Raw genomic sequence first — 13,714 nt, 5'->3', positions numbered from 1 at the left:
CTAATTCTCCCCAGCGGAGTTCAAAATGAATCAATATTTGTCCTCTCTGTTGGATAAGTTTTGTGGCGACGTGGATGAGGTTACTCTCTTCAGAAATATTTCTGATAAGGCTAAGGAATTAGGTTTTGATTATTGTTGTTACGGAATTCGATTTCCCATCCCGATTTCCCAACCAAAAACACTAATTCTCGATACATATCCGGCAGGCTGGATGGCAAACTACAAGGAAAAGGGCTATGTTAACATAGACCCTACCGTCCAAGCAGGCTTACAAAGCACTGACGTTATTGTCTGGTCAGACAGCTTATTTTCTAAAGCCCAAGGGTTATGGGACGAGGCCAGAGAATTTGGCATTGCCGGCGGCGTCGCACATTCCTCCTTGGCACCATTCAATGTTATTGGGTTATTGACCTTAGCTCGGCCCACGAGTTGCGTTACTGAAGCTGAGGCTTTTGCATTAAGAGGCAGTCTAAGCATCCTGTCTTGGACAGCACACACGCTAATGAGCGAACTACTCGCACCGAAGTACATTCCTGAAGCTAACGAAAAATTAACCTTTCGAGAACGCGAAGTGCTTCGCTGGACAGCAGAAGGAAAAACTGCGCACGAAATTGGACTAATCCTCAAGATAGCTGATCGCACCGTAAATTTTCATATCAACAACAGTTTGCAAAAACTTCACTCTACTAATAAAACTCAGGCAGTAGTGAAAGCTGCACTAATCGGTCTGATTAATTAGAATTTTTTGCAAAAAAATCTTCGGTGAATTATTGCAAATTGATCGCGAAAAGCGCGTCAGAATCACGAGCATCAAACTACATAGTCGACCCTGAACAATTCGTTTCGTCGACCGCCCAACTCATGCTGTTGCACGGCGGCGACGCGATGGCTTAGCAAGGCGATGCGGACGAGGACGCATAGAAGCCTCAGCTTCCTGAAGATCATCCGCAGATTATGGCCGGCGCCGCACAGCACTGCCTGCATCGCGTCACCGAGCGCGCCTTTGAGCCAGTTGCGATCGAGTTTTCCGTCTGTTTTCATGTGACCGATGGTAGGCTCGATCGCCCTTCGCCGCGTAGTCCGCGCGTGATGCCACGCCGCAAACCCCTGTGGTAGATCGTCACGCCGTCGATGGCGACACCCTTGTAGCCGCGCGATCTACGACGGCGACTTCCAGCGTCACGTCGCTCAGAATCGCCGCCTGCTCCAGCGCTTCGGCCAGCGTGTGACCATCGTACGGACTGCCCGGCATCGAGCGCATCCCAACTACGAGTCCTTCCTTGTGCGTCGTCGTGATCGACACTTTCACGCCGACTCATTGGGCGTACGCGCGTTGCCTTTGGCCAGACATTCAGCTTCCGGTGCATGCAGCGCGTAGAGCTTGGTTTTGTCCTTCGGCTTCTGCGAGAGAATCCGCTTCGTGCGGTCAACCAGTTCTTGCAAGGCCACACGGCCTGACTCCGCTACCTGGGTGACCTGTCGCTCCACATCGCGCATCACCCGTCCAACGCGCGAACCCAGCGTGCGCAATGCCTTTCTCATCCGCTTGTACTGCTTCGCGTGCGCGTAGCGGCGAATCTGCAACCCCCGACGCGGCGCGTCGCGGTTGCAGTTCTGCCGCAGCTTCAGGCCGTTGCGGGCCGCAGCCCTTCACCAGACGTTCGCGACACCGTTCGAGCAATCGCGAATGGGTTGGATGGGCAATCGCCTTCGGCATGACCGTCGTGTCTACAATCACGCGCTTCACGCTCGATGCTTTGATCACGCCGGCGCGTCTGGCGGCTTCGATCGTCTCGGCCAGCAACTCTTCAACACCGGCTTCGCCCAACCGCTTGCGCCAGCGCGTCAGGCTCGACGGGTCGATCGGCGACTCGGTCTGCAAGTACGTTTCGCCCGTGAACACCTGCCAATATGGGTTCTCCACCCATTGCCAGACGACCTCTTCGTCAGACAGATCGAACGCGTGCTGCAAATACAGTAACCCGGCAATCAGGCGGGGCGAACTCGCAGGTCGACCTTTGCTGGACACGAAGCTCTCGCTCATCAACATGCCCAGCCGTTCCCAGTTGATGAGTTCGGCCAGTCGCACCAACGGATGCTTCAGGTTGATCTGTTCGCGCAGCGGATGCCGGAAGAAATCTCGTTCAGTTACAGGCGTCTTCGGACCCATCTGCACCTCACCAGGAATTGCAGGATTCACGCATCAATATGCCAGGTCCCTGCAATTCACACAACACCATTTCGCACTCAAAGCCTCACTGTAGAAGGCTCTGCAGTTTGTTCAGGGTCGACTAAGTAGTCGGCCCTGAACAAATCGTTTCTCGCGCCACCGGCGTCAGACCATCACGTCGGCGGCAACCTGGCGGTTGATCAGAACGGCGAGAACGAAGACGCAAAGAAGCCGCAGCTTCCTCAGGATCATCCCCAGGTTGTGGCCGGCGCCGCACAGCACCGCGTGCATCGCATCGCCGAGCGCGCCTTTGAGCCAGTTCCGATCAAGTTTTCCGTCTGCCTTCATGTGGCCGATGGCTGGTTCGATTGCGCTGCGCCGCCTGATCATCGCGCGTAGTGTGCGTGTGATGCCGCGTCGCAAACCCGGGTGGTAGATTTTCACGCCGTCGACGGCGACACCCTTGTAGCCGCGATCCACGATTGCCACCTCGGGCTTCGTGTCACTCAGGATCGCTGCCTGTTCCAGCGCTTCAGCCAGTGCGTGCCCGTCGTACGGATTGCCCGGCATCGAGCGCATGCCGATCACCAGCCCTTCCTTGTGTGTCGTCGTGATGGAAACTTTCACGCCGAACTCGTAAGGAGTGCGTGCCTTGCCCTTGGCCAGACACTCGACTTCCGGCGCGTGCAACGCATAGAGCTTGTTCTTGTCCTTCGGCTTTTGCGACAGGATGCGTTTCGTGCGCGCAATCAGCTCCAGCAGTGCCGCTCGGCCGCCTTCGGCCACCTGGCCGGCCTGCCGCTCTACGTCGCGCATGACCCGCCCGACCCGGGAGCGCAGCGTGCGCAACGACTTTCTCATCCTCTTGAACTGTTTCGCATGAGCGTAGCGGCCAATCTGCAATGCAAGCCGTGGTGCTTCCCGGTTGTAGTTCTGCCTGAGCTTCAGTCCGTGCCGCGCTGCGGCTTTGACCAGATGTTCGCGACACCGCTCAAGCAATCGTGAGTCGGTTGGATGGGCAATCGCTTTCTCCATAACTGTGGTGTCAACGATCACGCGCTTCACGCTCGACGCCTTGATCACGCCGGCACGCCTGGCCGCTTCGATCGTCTCGGCCAGCAACTCCTCAACGCCGGCTTCGCCCAGGCGCTTCCTCCAGCGAGTCAGGCTCGATGGGTCGATCGGCGGCTCGGTCTGCAAATAGGTTTCGCCAGTGAACACCTGCCAATAAGGGTTCTCCACCCATTGCCAGATCACCTCTTCGTCGGACAGGTCGAACGCGTGCTGCAGATACAGCAGCCCGGCAACCAGGCGCGGCGACGTTGCCGGTCGCCCCTTGTGCGACACGAAGCTCTCGCTCATCGATGCGTCCAGCCGCTCCCAGTTGATCAGATCAGTCAGGCGCACCAGCGGATGCTTAAGGTTGATCTGTTCTCGCAGCGGTTGCCGGAAGAAGTCTTGTTCCGGCACAGGCGTCTTCGGACCCATCTGCACCTCGCCAGGATTTGCAGGATTCACGCACCAATATGCCAGGTCTCTGCAATTCCCACAACACCATTTCGGCTCCAAAGCCATGCCGCATAAGGCTCACCGGATTGTTCAGGTTCGACTAAGTAAACCTAATTATATAGTTCTCGCGAATCCGCACCCGTCTTACTGCTGCGACAGAACCGTCGTTAGCCTACGATTCGATTTATGCAACAATGTCCAAGCGAAAGGTCGGGTACCGGGAACGCTATATTAACCCCCACAGCGCAGCCTTAATTGCGGCTTCCGTCTTGTTTTTCGCTTCCAACTTGTTTATCGCGTTCTGTATATGAAAATGAACAGTTGACGTCGTTACGTAAAGAAGTTCTGCGATTTCCTCAGCCTTTCTTCCATCAGCTGTGTATTTTAGAACATCCTGCTCGCGCCCACTCAGGGAAATATTTGGGAAAAAGCTTTTTTTATTTGAAAGTAGTCGATAAAACACTCCTCTAAGTTGGGCTTCCATTGAGAACAAGGAAAGACGAACGCCTTTTACTTCTGGATCGGTGAAGTCGCCACTGCGGCGGGCCAGTGACACAAGGGCGGAGACACCAGTGATCGCGGGAAAGGAGAATGTAACCCCACCTTCGAGTCCATGATTCCGGGCATCGGTCAAAAAATCCGACGAGCTTGCTAGACGCTGACTGCTCCATTGCAAGCAATCTCCTGCTTCGCCGCGAAAATGCATTATCGGGTCAATTTTTGCGTAACCAGACTGCTGGTACTTTTTGATCCAGGACTCGGGATACGTGCAGAATATAGCTATTTTCGGACAAGATACAGGAACGCTTGCTCTAAGAATGTAGCAGAAGTAATCGAAGCTAATTATGTTTTGTAATTCGCTTAGAATGGGACGGGCCCCATAAAGCTCCGCCGTAAAATACTCTTGAGAAACGTCGCGGACGACAGACGGTCGCATATATGGCCTCAAATTCGCGGTGTGGACAGGATGCCTTTTCGCGTCGTTGCACGTGGGAAAGACGATCTATTATTATTTGAACTCCCTTCGCATCTCTGGAAACAAAAAGACACACGTGGTAGTACCCTGATGAGCGACCAAGAGATCGAACCAGGAAGGCGCTCTTGAGCTCTCCGTGAGGCACTAGGGTTCCGCGCACCAAAGGGTAGTCCGATAACTGGATTTCTCAAATATAGGGTTGATATAGCATCATCGCGCTTTCATAGGTCGCGCTCCAGTAATGATCGTGAATAGATTACAAGCCCGCGAGAGGAAAGATGGTAGCTGTTAACCTTTACAGGAAGATGGAAGTGAGTAGGGCACCCAGGTGAGAATCCCGAAGTACCTGGGCCGGCCCCTGCCAACCGGACACTGGGTAACGCTTAACTTTGAGGTAGTCTTCCGACTATGTTTAAGCCTACAACTAACAACATGGAACCCGTCGAGGTTCTGACCCAGCCAGAGCAGCGCCGACGCCGCTCGGTTGAAGAGAAACTGGCGATTGTGCGTGAAACCTTCGAACCCGGAGCCACCGTTTCCGGGGTAGCCCGTCGTCATCGGGTGAATGCGAATCAGGTGTTCGCGCGGCGCAAGCTCTATCAGGACGGCAGCCTGTCGGCAGTGAGCGCCGGTGAGCAGGCGGTGCCGGCATCGGACCTGGCTGAAGCCATGAAGCAGATTCGTGAACTGCAGCGACTGCTGGGAAAGAAGACAGTGGAAGTGAAAATCCTCCGCGAAGCAGTGGAGTACGGTCGGGCAAAAAATGTATGGTCCACCCCGGTTTTGCAAGCGAGCACTGGCAAACGAAGCAGTTTGCGTAAATGTATCCGGCCTCTCGCGAGTCAGCCGCTTTTGGCGGCAAGGCCATGATGGGATATGCGCGCCCGGTTCCCAACAAATTGGACCGGCCCCGAACGCCGCTTTTTTTGTCCCGGGTTTACTGAACGCCGTTGCGCTGTTTCGTCATCAGGTGCAGGCAAGCAAACTTGGAAGACTGTGAGAGAAACTCCTATTGCTGCTGCGGTTGCCGAAGATAGAACGCGCCTTCTCGGGTAAGAACCGCCCAGGCGATTCGTGCAAACTTGTTGGCGAGTGCGACGATGACTTTGTTGCGGTGCATGCCCTTTGCCTCCATTCGACCTATCCAAACACCAAGGTGGTCTTTGATCCTGTCCAGATGCAACACGCAGGAACGAGCGCCGTGAACGAGCAGCTTGCGCAAATAGGGATTACCACGCTTGCTGATACCGAGTAGGCGCTGTTTGCCGCCCGTTGAGAATTCCTTCGGCACAAGGCCAAGCCAGGCAGCCAGATGCCGACCAGATTTGAATTGGGTCCCCGTGCCGGCGAAAGCGGTGATGGCCGTCGCCGTCAGTTGGCCGATGCCCGGCACTGATGTCAGTCGCGTCGCGGCATCGTCTGCGCTGGCGATAGATTCGATTTGATGCCGAAGCTGAAGCAGGCGCGCCTCGATAGAGCGATATTCTTGCCAGAGTTCCTGGAGCAAGTTGCGCATGGACGGTGTCAAGCCGTTCTGGTCGTCAGAAAGAATCGACGGTATGTCGCGGATAAAGTATGCAGCGCCGACACTGATGGTGAGACCGTACTCGAGCAGAAAGGCACGAGCCTGGTTGATGACGGACGTCTTGTTGGAGACCAATCGCTGCCGTACACGATGTAGCGCTTGTAAATCGAGCTGCGCTTCTGTCTTCGGCGGTGCATAGCGCATGGTAGGACGGGACATAGCTTCGGCAATCGCCTCTGCGTCGACAAGGTCCGTCTTGTTGGACTTGACGAACGGTTTGACAAACTGTGCGGGAACTATGCGCACATCGTGCCCGGAGAGGGTAGCCTTACGGGCAAGCCAGTTACTGCCAGGACAGGCTTCCATCCCGACAACTGTCGGTGACGTACGGGCGAGAAATTCGATGAGACGTTCCCGCGTGAACCGGCTTCTGAACACGGGCTTACCAGCAAAATCGAGCCCGACGACGTGGAATGTTGATTTGCCGATGTCGATGCCCATGCGAACTACGGCGGAGTTAGCAGGCTGCTGATTCATGGCACACCTCCTCGGAAGTTCCACGTGCCGCCGGTAATTATGCGATAACGGGAGGGGTGGACCATCCTATTAATTGATTGCGCGCTCACCATGGTTTTGTCGACAAGGGAATCGGGATAAACGAAAGCGCAATGTCGAGTACTGCTTACGTTGCAGGCGAATAGAACTGCTGGGCAGCAGAGGGTCGGCTTTTTCCTTGCGCTTTTCATCTGTCCTTTCTTGATCATATGCATGACCTCGATGCCGCCCAAAAGAATGCGGGCGCAACGGAAATTCTTGAACCCCAGCATAAGCCGTGCGACGCTTGATTGCCCGATGATCCTGTTCAATCAGATTGTTCAGATACTTGTTCTGGCGGACCCGGATAGGCCCGGCGCGCTCAGCATTCAGGGCCTGCAGCGCAGCCAGATTAGCCCCACTTTTATCGACCGTCACGGTTTCGGGCTCGCCGTTCTGGTCGATCGATTTTTCGAAGTAGCGTCGGGCTGCCGTCTTGTCACGACGGGCCCGCAGCAGGAAATCAACCGTCTGGCCGGCCTTGTCCACCGCGCGGTAAAGATACCGCCATTCGCCCCGGACCCTCACATAGGTCTCGTCCATCCGCCAGCTCTTGCCCACAGTGCGCGTGCATCGGCGAAACGCCTTTTCAAGCACCGGCAGCAGCTTGATGGCCCAGCGGTGCACGGCCGAATGATCGACCGGGATACCGCGCTCGGCCATCATTTCCTCAAGATGGCGCAAGCTCAACGGATACGCCACATACCACCGCACGCACAGCAACATCACGTCCAGTGGGTAGTGAGTGCAGGCGCTTGAGCACTTTTGCCACCGCCCCATTCAGGTGTTCCTTCATCGCTCCCATCGCTCGCCTCGGAATCGACAGCATACCCGAACGCCTTATTGCGACGGAACCCTCGGTGAGATCCGCAAACGGACGAATCAGCAGAGAGCGCCCGCATAGTTTGCTCGTCGAGTTCGATCCAGCCCGCTACTACCATGCGGCCATCAACTTCAACCGCAGGTCCGGCTCGGTGTATGTGTACCCCCAGCCGGCGCAAAAGCCTTTCGACGCCAACATATGTCAGGCCAATCAGGCGCTGCACGCCATGAAGCAACGCATGATTTGCCGCTTTGGCAAGCAACGCCGTTAGTAACGTACGTTGTAGGTAGTTTTGGCCGTCGTCAACGGACGGTACTCGCGCGACAGATATGGCAAGTCTTGACAGCTCCCACACCTGGTTGGAATCCGGCAGTGGAATATCGTCTGGCATCAGGTGCGAAAACAGCTCGCTGAGCATGTAGGCGCCACCTCGGGTTGGAATCAGACGCGTGCATCCATGAACATCCCCTTTTTGGTCCTGCAGTACGACATGGGTAGTTGTATCCGTGTCATATCGATCCCATTCGGCGTCTTCGCATTTGTCCGGCAAGCTCCAACCCAGTTCTTTTATGAACACGTCGTGTCGATATCTCCCGAGCTTTCGGCGACAATCAGTAGACAGCTCGGACCCACGATGAACAACAACGCAAAGCGAGCTACTCATTTTTTGCCCCTAATTGTGATGCAGACAGTTAAGCATCGGGGCGTGTCCTTGGACCCCTTTGCCCTGACGACCTGTGAGAAATTACATTCCCAAATGGCAATGCCGGAAACTGTTAACTTTGACAGCCTAGGGTCTGTTTACATTCGATGAAATGTGTTTACATCTTGTCTTTTGCACATCCGGGAAGATGATCCGAACGTTACTGAGCGACGAGGTATGGGCACGAATCGAATCTGTCTTGCCGGGTAAGGAAGGCGATCCGGGGCGAACGGCGACCGACAATCGTTGGTTTGTCAAAGCCGTTCTCTCGATCGGCCGAACCGGCTGCCCGTGGCGCGATTTGCCGAAAGAGTTCGGCCGATGGCATACGGTGTACATGCGCTTCTCGCGGTGGCGGCGCAAAGGCGTGTGGGAGCGCGTAGCGCACGCAGTGGCCAACGAATCGGAGATCAAACGCGTGCTGATCGACTCGACCATCGTGCGTGCGCACCAGCGTTCGGCCGGCGCTCGAAAAAAGCGGCCCGCAAGCGCTCGGTCGTTCCCGTGGCGGACTGACGACCAAGCTGCATCTGGCTGTCGATGAAGCCGGACGTCCGCTGCGAATGATCATCACCGAGGGACAGGTTACCGATATTTCGTGCGCGCACGAATTGGTCGAGCATCTGCGCATGGGCGCGGTGATTGCAGACAAAGGCTACGACTCGGATGCTTTGCGCACACGATCCGTGCTGCACATGCCAAGGTGGTCATCCCACCGCGCTCGAATCGAAAGGCCAAGAGGCGCTATAGTCGCGTCTGTACCGCACTCGGAACATCGTCGAACGCTTTTTCAATCGCATCAAACATTTTCGCCGCGTCTCCACTCGATACGACAAGCTCGCGGGCAACTATCTCGCATTCGCGACGCTTGCCAGCTCCTTTGGAGCGCTGGTGAGAATGTGAACAGAACCTAAGGAATCAATCCCTTGCTGTTGTTGCGACCGTCGAGCTCGAGGTGGCCGGCCAGGCCTTCGAAGTAGATCTCGACAAGCAACTCGGGGAGGTCGGCGATCTTCCTGCTGCCACGCAGGAAATCCGCTATGCAGTCGGCGTTGAATAGGGCTTCAATCCCGATGGCCTCCACCTTACTGCGGCTGGCGCTCAGTACTATGTCCAGCGCCTGAAGCACCGAACTCTTGCCGGCTTCATTGCCGCCAACCAAGATGGTCAGTTCAGGTTCGACTTCCAGTTCCAGCGCCTTGAAGCGCTTGAAATTTCTGAGCACCAATCGCCGTATCGTCCCCACGCACATCTCTCTAATTAGAAATTGACCGTCTGATCTGTAATACCGGCATTACCACCGTGACAGACTCACGCTATGAGATTCGCTCAGATCGACACAACCCGAGATGATATCCAAGATCTGACGCCAAGTCGTTGCGTTGGTCGCGCTGCATGGGTAGCGGCGATCGCGCGGCTAGAAATGGTGTTTTTAGAAGAAACGGATGTCCGCAACGGGACCGATGAGAGACGTCGGTCCACGATCAAGTTACACGCTCGTCCCCCCGCGGGATCGACCGCTGGCAGGTCGAAGCGCGGCGAACGTCGATTCGATGTTGCAGGGGCTGGGCGCCGGGCACAAATCGAGGCAGTCATCCCTCCCAGTTGACCGGCAAGCCTTCGAAGGAACGCAATCGGTGCGATCGGTCTGATTTGCCATCGGGGGAGTGGTCCGCCTGCGGTTCGGCCTTCTACGTCCACGACGATTGATTTCGGGGAAGCGCGTGCTGCGGGTCGTACACCTCGAGTCGGTCTGTCGACCCAAGCTCATCCACGTAGACCACCAGGTTCGCTCCCTGCGGCGAGACATGTGACCTGAACAGAATCCCTCTCGCGCCCGCAGCCACGACTTCGTCACCGAGTACCCAGCTCGGTGGCTCGATGCGCTGATTGAACCAGCAACCTCGCCAGTTGCAATAGAAGTCTTCCCAGACAGCAGCCCATTTGCCGCCTTAATATTTACCGGTGAAATCGACAACAGGGTCGATGCTCAGTTGGTAACTGACGTGGACGGGTGGCATCAATGGCGAGACCTGCTGATATTCCCGTACCGCGGTGTCGACATCCAGCGCAAGGTAGAGGGCGGAAGGTCCGATGCGGTTTGCCCGTCCTCCATGCTTGCCGGCGCCGGCGCCGCTCGTAGCTGCGACTGCCCACTTTGGCGCGTGCATGCGGTAGGCCGTGATGCGGGAAATGGCGGTGAGGATCATCCTGCCGCGCCTGCTTCGAGAGACGAAACGTAGCGAAGAAGGTCGTCAGTCCGGCCATCGGAAACCAGTTGCTCCGCCGTCCTGTAGTCGAAGACAGGTAAAGGTTCGTTCCAGTACCAGAAGAGGGCCTGAGTCACGTCCCCGCAAATGTCCGTCGCCGCGCGGATAACACGGAGGGCTTCGCGCAGAAACCGCTGGACGCTTTCAGACGCGGGTTGACGACCGAGCGTATTGCGATGCACGTGCGCCTGCTGCGCCAGCGTCTGCAGGTCGATATGCAGCGCCTCGCCGAAGCGACGGGCCGAGACGACCGGCGCAGGACTGTCCGGGTCGCGGAGCGATGCCATAAACTGTTCGAAACTGGCGCCTGCGTTCGGGCTGTAATGGGGAATTCCGGGTTCATTTCCATCTCCGTGCACAATCTATGCACAATACATGCACGCATCCTGAATTCCGGACCCAGATGTGACGTATTTTCTTCAGCAATGGCCACCTGAGGCGACAGGTTCAAAAGACTCTCGCGATTCGCGCAGGGGCGTCGATTTCCGCCGCGCAGCCGCGCTCTCACATAACCGAGGCCGGATGAGCGTTAGAATCCGTTGGGCCGCGTATTTTTCGGCGCGTTGATCGTTGGGCAGCCGTTTTTTTAAGGGACGAGGGGTGGGTACATATTTATGGAAACTTCGCGGACAGTTCTATGCAACGTAGCGGCGTGCGAATGCCCCGCGGCTGACGCCCGTTTAATTTGACATAAAAGAAATGATCACCATTTCATACGCACTACTTATCATTTGCGTGGGTTCCAGAAGTGAACGCCGGGCGACGTGCCATTGATCAGCAGGGCCTTGAAAGGCGCCTCACTTTCCGAAGGCCGGGCTGGATGAGCCGGTGGTTCAGTCAACCCAAGCGAATAAAACGACCTCTCAGATCGGCCCACAAGCCGCTCGCGGACTCCGGTTGAGGGTAAGAAGACCCCAGCAAACCTCGCGAAAAAGACGGTCAGCGACTTTTTCAGCAGTATCGGCCACAAGGGGACGGTCAACTACCCTCGGCGAACGGCCGCTCGTGCCAGGATTGCGGCCGATTGCTCTCGCGCACGCTGCCTGGCATTGCAGCCGTCCACCGACTCGAAATGCCAATCCGGACCACTAGCCGCTTCTATGCGGTCAAGTCTGATGCGCTCACACGCGTTTCAACCGCCCCTAACTGTCGCCGCGTACTGAACGTGATCGCTCAATCGCAGCGATGAGCGCCGCTAGCGATACAGGCTTGCCAATGTGCGCGTCGAAGCCGGCCTGCAGCGCTTCGACAACATCCTTTTCGCGTCCAAAGCCGGTTAGGGCAATGGCCGCCGTGGTAGCTGTCTGAGGTAATTGCCGGAGTTCCGCAATGAGCTCATAGCCGCTCATCCCCGGCATGCCAATGTCCGACAAAATCACGTCAAATCGGGTTTCGGCTACTGCGGCAAGCGCTGCTTTGCCGCTGAGTTCGGCGCGGACTATCGCCCCCTCCATTTCCAGCAGCGCGCGCAAAGCGTCGAGCGCGTCGGCTGAATCGTCAACCAGCAGTATGCGCAGATCCTTCAGTGTGCTCCCGTCGACCTCGGGACGGGTATGTTCCGCAGGGAACGAAGATGCGATCTCGGGCAGTCTGACGGAGAACGTTGCGCCTTGTCCCACGCCATCGGATTTCGCCTGAATCTGGCCTCCGTGCATCTCCACCAGCTGGTTCACCAGCGACAAGCCGATCCCCAGACCTCCGTGTTCCCGGGCGGGCCCAGTATGACCCTGGCTGAACATGTCGAAGACGCGGGGGAGGAAGTCAGGTGCGATCCCTTGACCTGTGTCTTTGACCTGTACACATACAAATCCATCTTCATGGAAAACCGTCACATCCACTCGCCCGCCGACTGGAGTAAACTTCAGCGCGTTCCGGATAATGTTCCAGAAAACCTGTTCCAGACGGAACGGGTCCGCCTGTATCTGCACACGGTTATCCGCGCCCGAAAGCACGATGGCCACGCCGCTGGCGGCCGCATCAGATGCGCTCGCGTCGACCACTGTACGCAAGATTGCCGACACGTCGACGGACGACACATGTAGCGCAAGTTTGCCGGTTCGCGCCCGCGACAGATCGAGCAGATCGTCAATGATTTTTGCCTGGCCGACCACCGAACGGAGAATCACATCGGTCGCATCCCGGACCAGCGGGATTTCCCGGAGTTCCGGTGCGCGCGTCAGCATCTCCGCCTTGACGTGAATCAGGTTTAGGGGGTTCTTCAGCTCATGCGATAGCACTGCAAAGAATTCATCCTTCTGGCGGTTCGCCGACACGGCGCGCGCACGAACCCTCCGCTCGAGTTCCAGCCGATTAGCCTGGCGGCTTTCAGTGCTTTTACGATCCGTGAGATCCCGCGCAATTTTTGCGTAGCCTCTGAAGCCCTCCGTGTCGATTGCAGTCATGACGCCACTGCAATAGATTCGCCTGCCATCCTTGCGCACATGCCACCGCTCATCTTCGGCACGGCCGGCACTTCTGGCCTTTTGTCTTTCCGCCAGCGGGTGCACCCTGCGCCCGGTCTTCCGCAGAAAAGATCAGATCGATCGGTTTACCGATTGCTTCCGCTTCGTCATAGCCGAATACGCTTTGCGCACCCCGGTTCCAGCTCACTATCATCCCGGCGAGGTCCTGCACAACGATCGCGTAGTCGTTCGTCGTGAGTGCAGCAAACTTCAATCGCTCTTCGCCGGTCCGCGCCATCTCTTCGGCGCGTCGTCGCGCAGTAATGTCAATCAACGTCAGCACCGCACCATCAATGCGATCTTCGAGCGTCCGGTATGGCAACAGTCGGGCAATGAACCACTCCCCGTCGGTCGTACTGACTTCACGTTCGGTCAGCTTGAGCGTTTCGAAGGCGGCAGCCGCATCCTGTGCCAGTTCCGGATAGTTCAGGCGGTGCCTGAGATCCAGCAACGGCCGCCCGATATCGGTCTCGATCAGATTGAAAATATTGACCGCAGGCGCGGTGAAGCGCTTGATGCGCATCGCCCGATCCACAAATATCGTCGCGATGCCGGTTGAGGCGATGAGATTCTGAAGGTCATCGTTTGCCTTGGCCTCGTCTTCGACTTTCGCCTGCAGCTCGGCATTCACAATGGCCAGTTCCTCATTGACGGTTGTGTCGCGATAAGATTGGCAAGGCAA

Annotated in this window: 9 protein-coding genes and 5 pseudogenes; 3 read left to right on the top strand and 11 right to left on the bottom strand. The window is 56.7% G+C overall.

Annotated features, from left to right (window positions below; translation table 11 throughout):
• Positions 1–25: 25 nt before the first annotated feature.
• Positions 26–739 carry an autoinducer binding domain-containing protein gene (locus B0G81_RS38040; RefSeq protein ID WP_134143379.1) on the top strand — a complete coding sequence of 238 codons (714 nt, stop codon included), beginning with the start codon at positions 26–28 and terminating at the stop codon, positions 737–739.
• 71 nt (positions 740–810) lie between these two features.
• Here the strand turns inward: B0G81_RS38040 and B0G81_RS38035 are convergent.
• The 3 genes and pseudogenes from B0G81_RS38035 to B0G81_RS38025 all read right to left on the bottom strand — a co-directional run bounded on the left by B0G81_RS38035 (position 811) and on the right by B0G81_RS38025 (position 4,616).
• Positions 811–2,170 (bottom strand): annotated as a pseudogene (locus B0G81_RS38035) (IS5 family transposase).
• A 165-nt stretch (positions 2,171–2,335) separates the two neighbouring features.
• Entirely contained in the window at positions 2,336–3,658 is a 1,323-nt protein-coding gene (locus B0G81_RS38030) for an IS5 family transposase (protein ID WP_134143855.1), read from the bottom strand.
• Positions 3,659–3,905: 247 nt separating this feature from the next.
• Positions 3,906–4,616, bottom strand: coding sequence for an autoinducer binding domain-containing protein (locus B0G81_RS38025; RefSeq protein ID WP_134143378.1), 711 nt, complete (start codon positions 4,614–4,616; stop codon positions 3,906–3,908).
• 471 nt (positions 4,617–5,087) lie between these two features.
• Here B0G81_RS38025 and B0G81_RS38020 point away from each other — a divergent pair.
• Positions 5,088–5,417: pseudogene (locus B0G81_RS38020) on the top strand (transposase); the annotation flags it as partial.
• A 247-nt stretch (positions 5,418–5,664) separates the two neighbouring features.
• Here B0G81_RS38020 and B0G81_RS38015 read toward each other — a convergent pair.
• The 3 genes and pseudogenes from B0G81_RS38015 to B0G81_RS38005 all read right to left on the bottom strand — a co-directional run.
• The gene (locus B0G81_RS38015; RefSeq protein ID WP_134143377.1) at positions 5,665–6,717 is read right to left on the bottom strand and encodes an IS110 family transposase; all 1,053 of its coding nucleotides are present in this window, start codon (positions 6,715–6,717) and stop codon (positions 5,665–5,667) included.
• A 145-nt stretch (positions 6,718–6,862) separates the two neighbouring features.
• Positions 6,863–7,570: pseudogene (locus B0G81_RS38010) on the bottom strand (IS6 family transposase).
• 109 nt (positions 7,571–7,679) lie between these two features.
• Positions 7,680–8,261, bottom strand: a pseudogene (locus B0G81_RS38005) (acyl-homoserine-lactone synthase); the annotation flags it as partial.
• A gap of 187 nt (positions 8,262–8,448) precedes the next feature.
• Between B0G81_RS38005 and B0G81_RS38000 the strand changes: the two are divergent.
• Positions 8,449–9,203: pseudogene (locus B0G81_RS38000) on the top strand (IS5 family transposase).
• Between the two features lie 7 nt (positions 9,204–9,210).
• Here B0G81_RS38000 and B0G81_RS37995 read toward each other — a convergent pair.
• From B0G81_RS37995 to B0G81_RS45475, 5 genes are all read right to left on the bottom strand, one after another.
• Complete coding sequence (locus B0G81_RS37995; protein ID WP_243856893.1) at positions 9,211–9,525, bottom strand: AAA family ATPase; 315 nt, start codon at positions 9,523–9,525, stop codon at positions 9,211–9,213.
• A gap of 727 nt (positions 9,526–10,252) precedes the next feature.
• Positions 10,253–10,510 (bottom strand): RES family NAD+ phosphorylase, encoded by a 258-nt coding sequence (locus B0G81_RS45020; RefSeq protein WP_243856825.1) that lies wholly within the window; start codon positions 10,508–10,510, stop codon positions 10,253–10,255.
• Entirely contained in the window at positions 10,507–10,857 is a 351-nt protein-coding gene (locus B0G81_RS37985) for a DUF2384 domain-containing protein (protein WP_134143375.1), read from the bottom strand. The genes B0G81_RS45020 and B0G81_RS37985 overlap by 4 nt, the downstream gene beginning before the upstream one ends.
• An 855-nt stretch (positions 10,858–11,712) precedes the next feature.
• Positions 11,713–13,011: an ATP-binding protein gene (locus B0G81_RS45480; protein ID WP_279590543.1), complete on the bottom strand. Its 1,299-nt coding sequence runs from the start codon at positions 13,009–13,011 to the stop codon at positions 11,713–11,715.
• 10 nt (positions 13,012–13,021) lie between these two features.
• On the bottom strand, positions 13,022–13,663 hold the full coding sequence (locus tag B0G81_RS45475; RefSeq protein ID WP_166679169.1) for a PAS domain-containing protein: 642 nt from the start codon (positions 13,661–13,663) through the stop codon (positions 13,022–13,024).
• Between the last annotated feature and the right edge of the window lie 51 nt (positions 13,664–13,714).

The organism is Paraburkholderia sp. BL6665CI2N2, from assembly GCF_004366535.1.
Classification (GTDB): domain Bacteria; phylum Pseudomonadota; class Gammaproteobacteria; order Burkholderiales; family Burkholderiaceae; genus Paraburkholderia.
Note: the sequence above shows the minus strand (reverse complement) of the source record. Positions and strands in the feature narration are given on the sequence as shown.

What these genes read in the sequence shown, in the direction of transcription:
- B0G81_RS38040 (WP_134143379.1), top strand. Translation starts at nt 26, where the DNA reads ATGAATCAATATTTGTCCTCTCTGTTGGATAAGTTTTGTGGCGACGTG.
- B0G81_RS38030 (WP_134143855.1), bottom strand. Translation starts at nt 3,658, where the DNA reads ATGGGTCCGAAGACGCCTGTGCCGGAACAAGACTTCTTCCGGCAACCG.
- B0G81_RS38025 (WP_134143378.1), bottom strand. Translation starts at nt 4,616, where the DNA reads ATGCGACCGTCTGTCGTCCGCGACGTTTCTCAAGAGTATTTTACGGCG.
- B0G81_RS38015 (WP_134143377.1), bottom strand. Translation starts at nt 6,717, where the DNA reads ATGAATCAGCAGCCTGCTAACTCCGCCGTAGTTCGCATGGGCATCGAC.
- B0G81_RS45020 (WP_243856825.1), bottom strand. Translation starts at nt 10,510, where the DNA reads ATGATCCTCACCGCCATTTCCCGCATCACGGCCTACCGCATGCACGCG.
- B0G81_RS37985 (WP_134143375.1), bottom strand. Translation starts at nt 10,857, where the DNA reads ATGGCATCGCTCCGCGACCCGGACAGTCCTGCGCCGGTCGTCTCGGCC.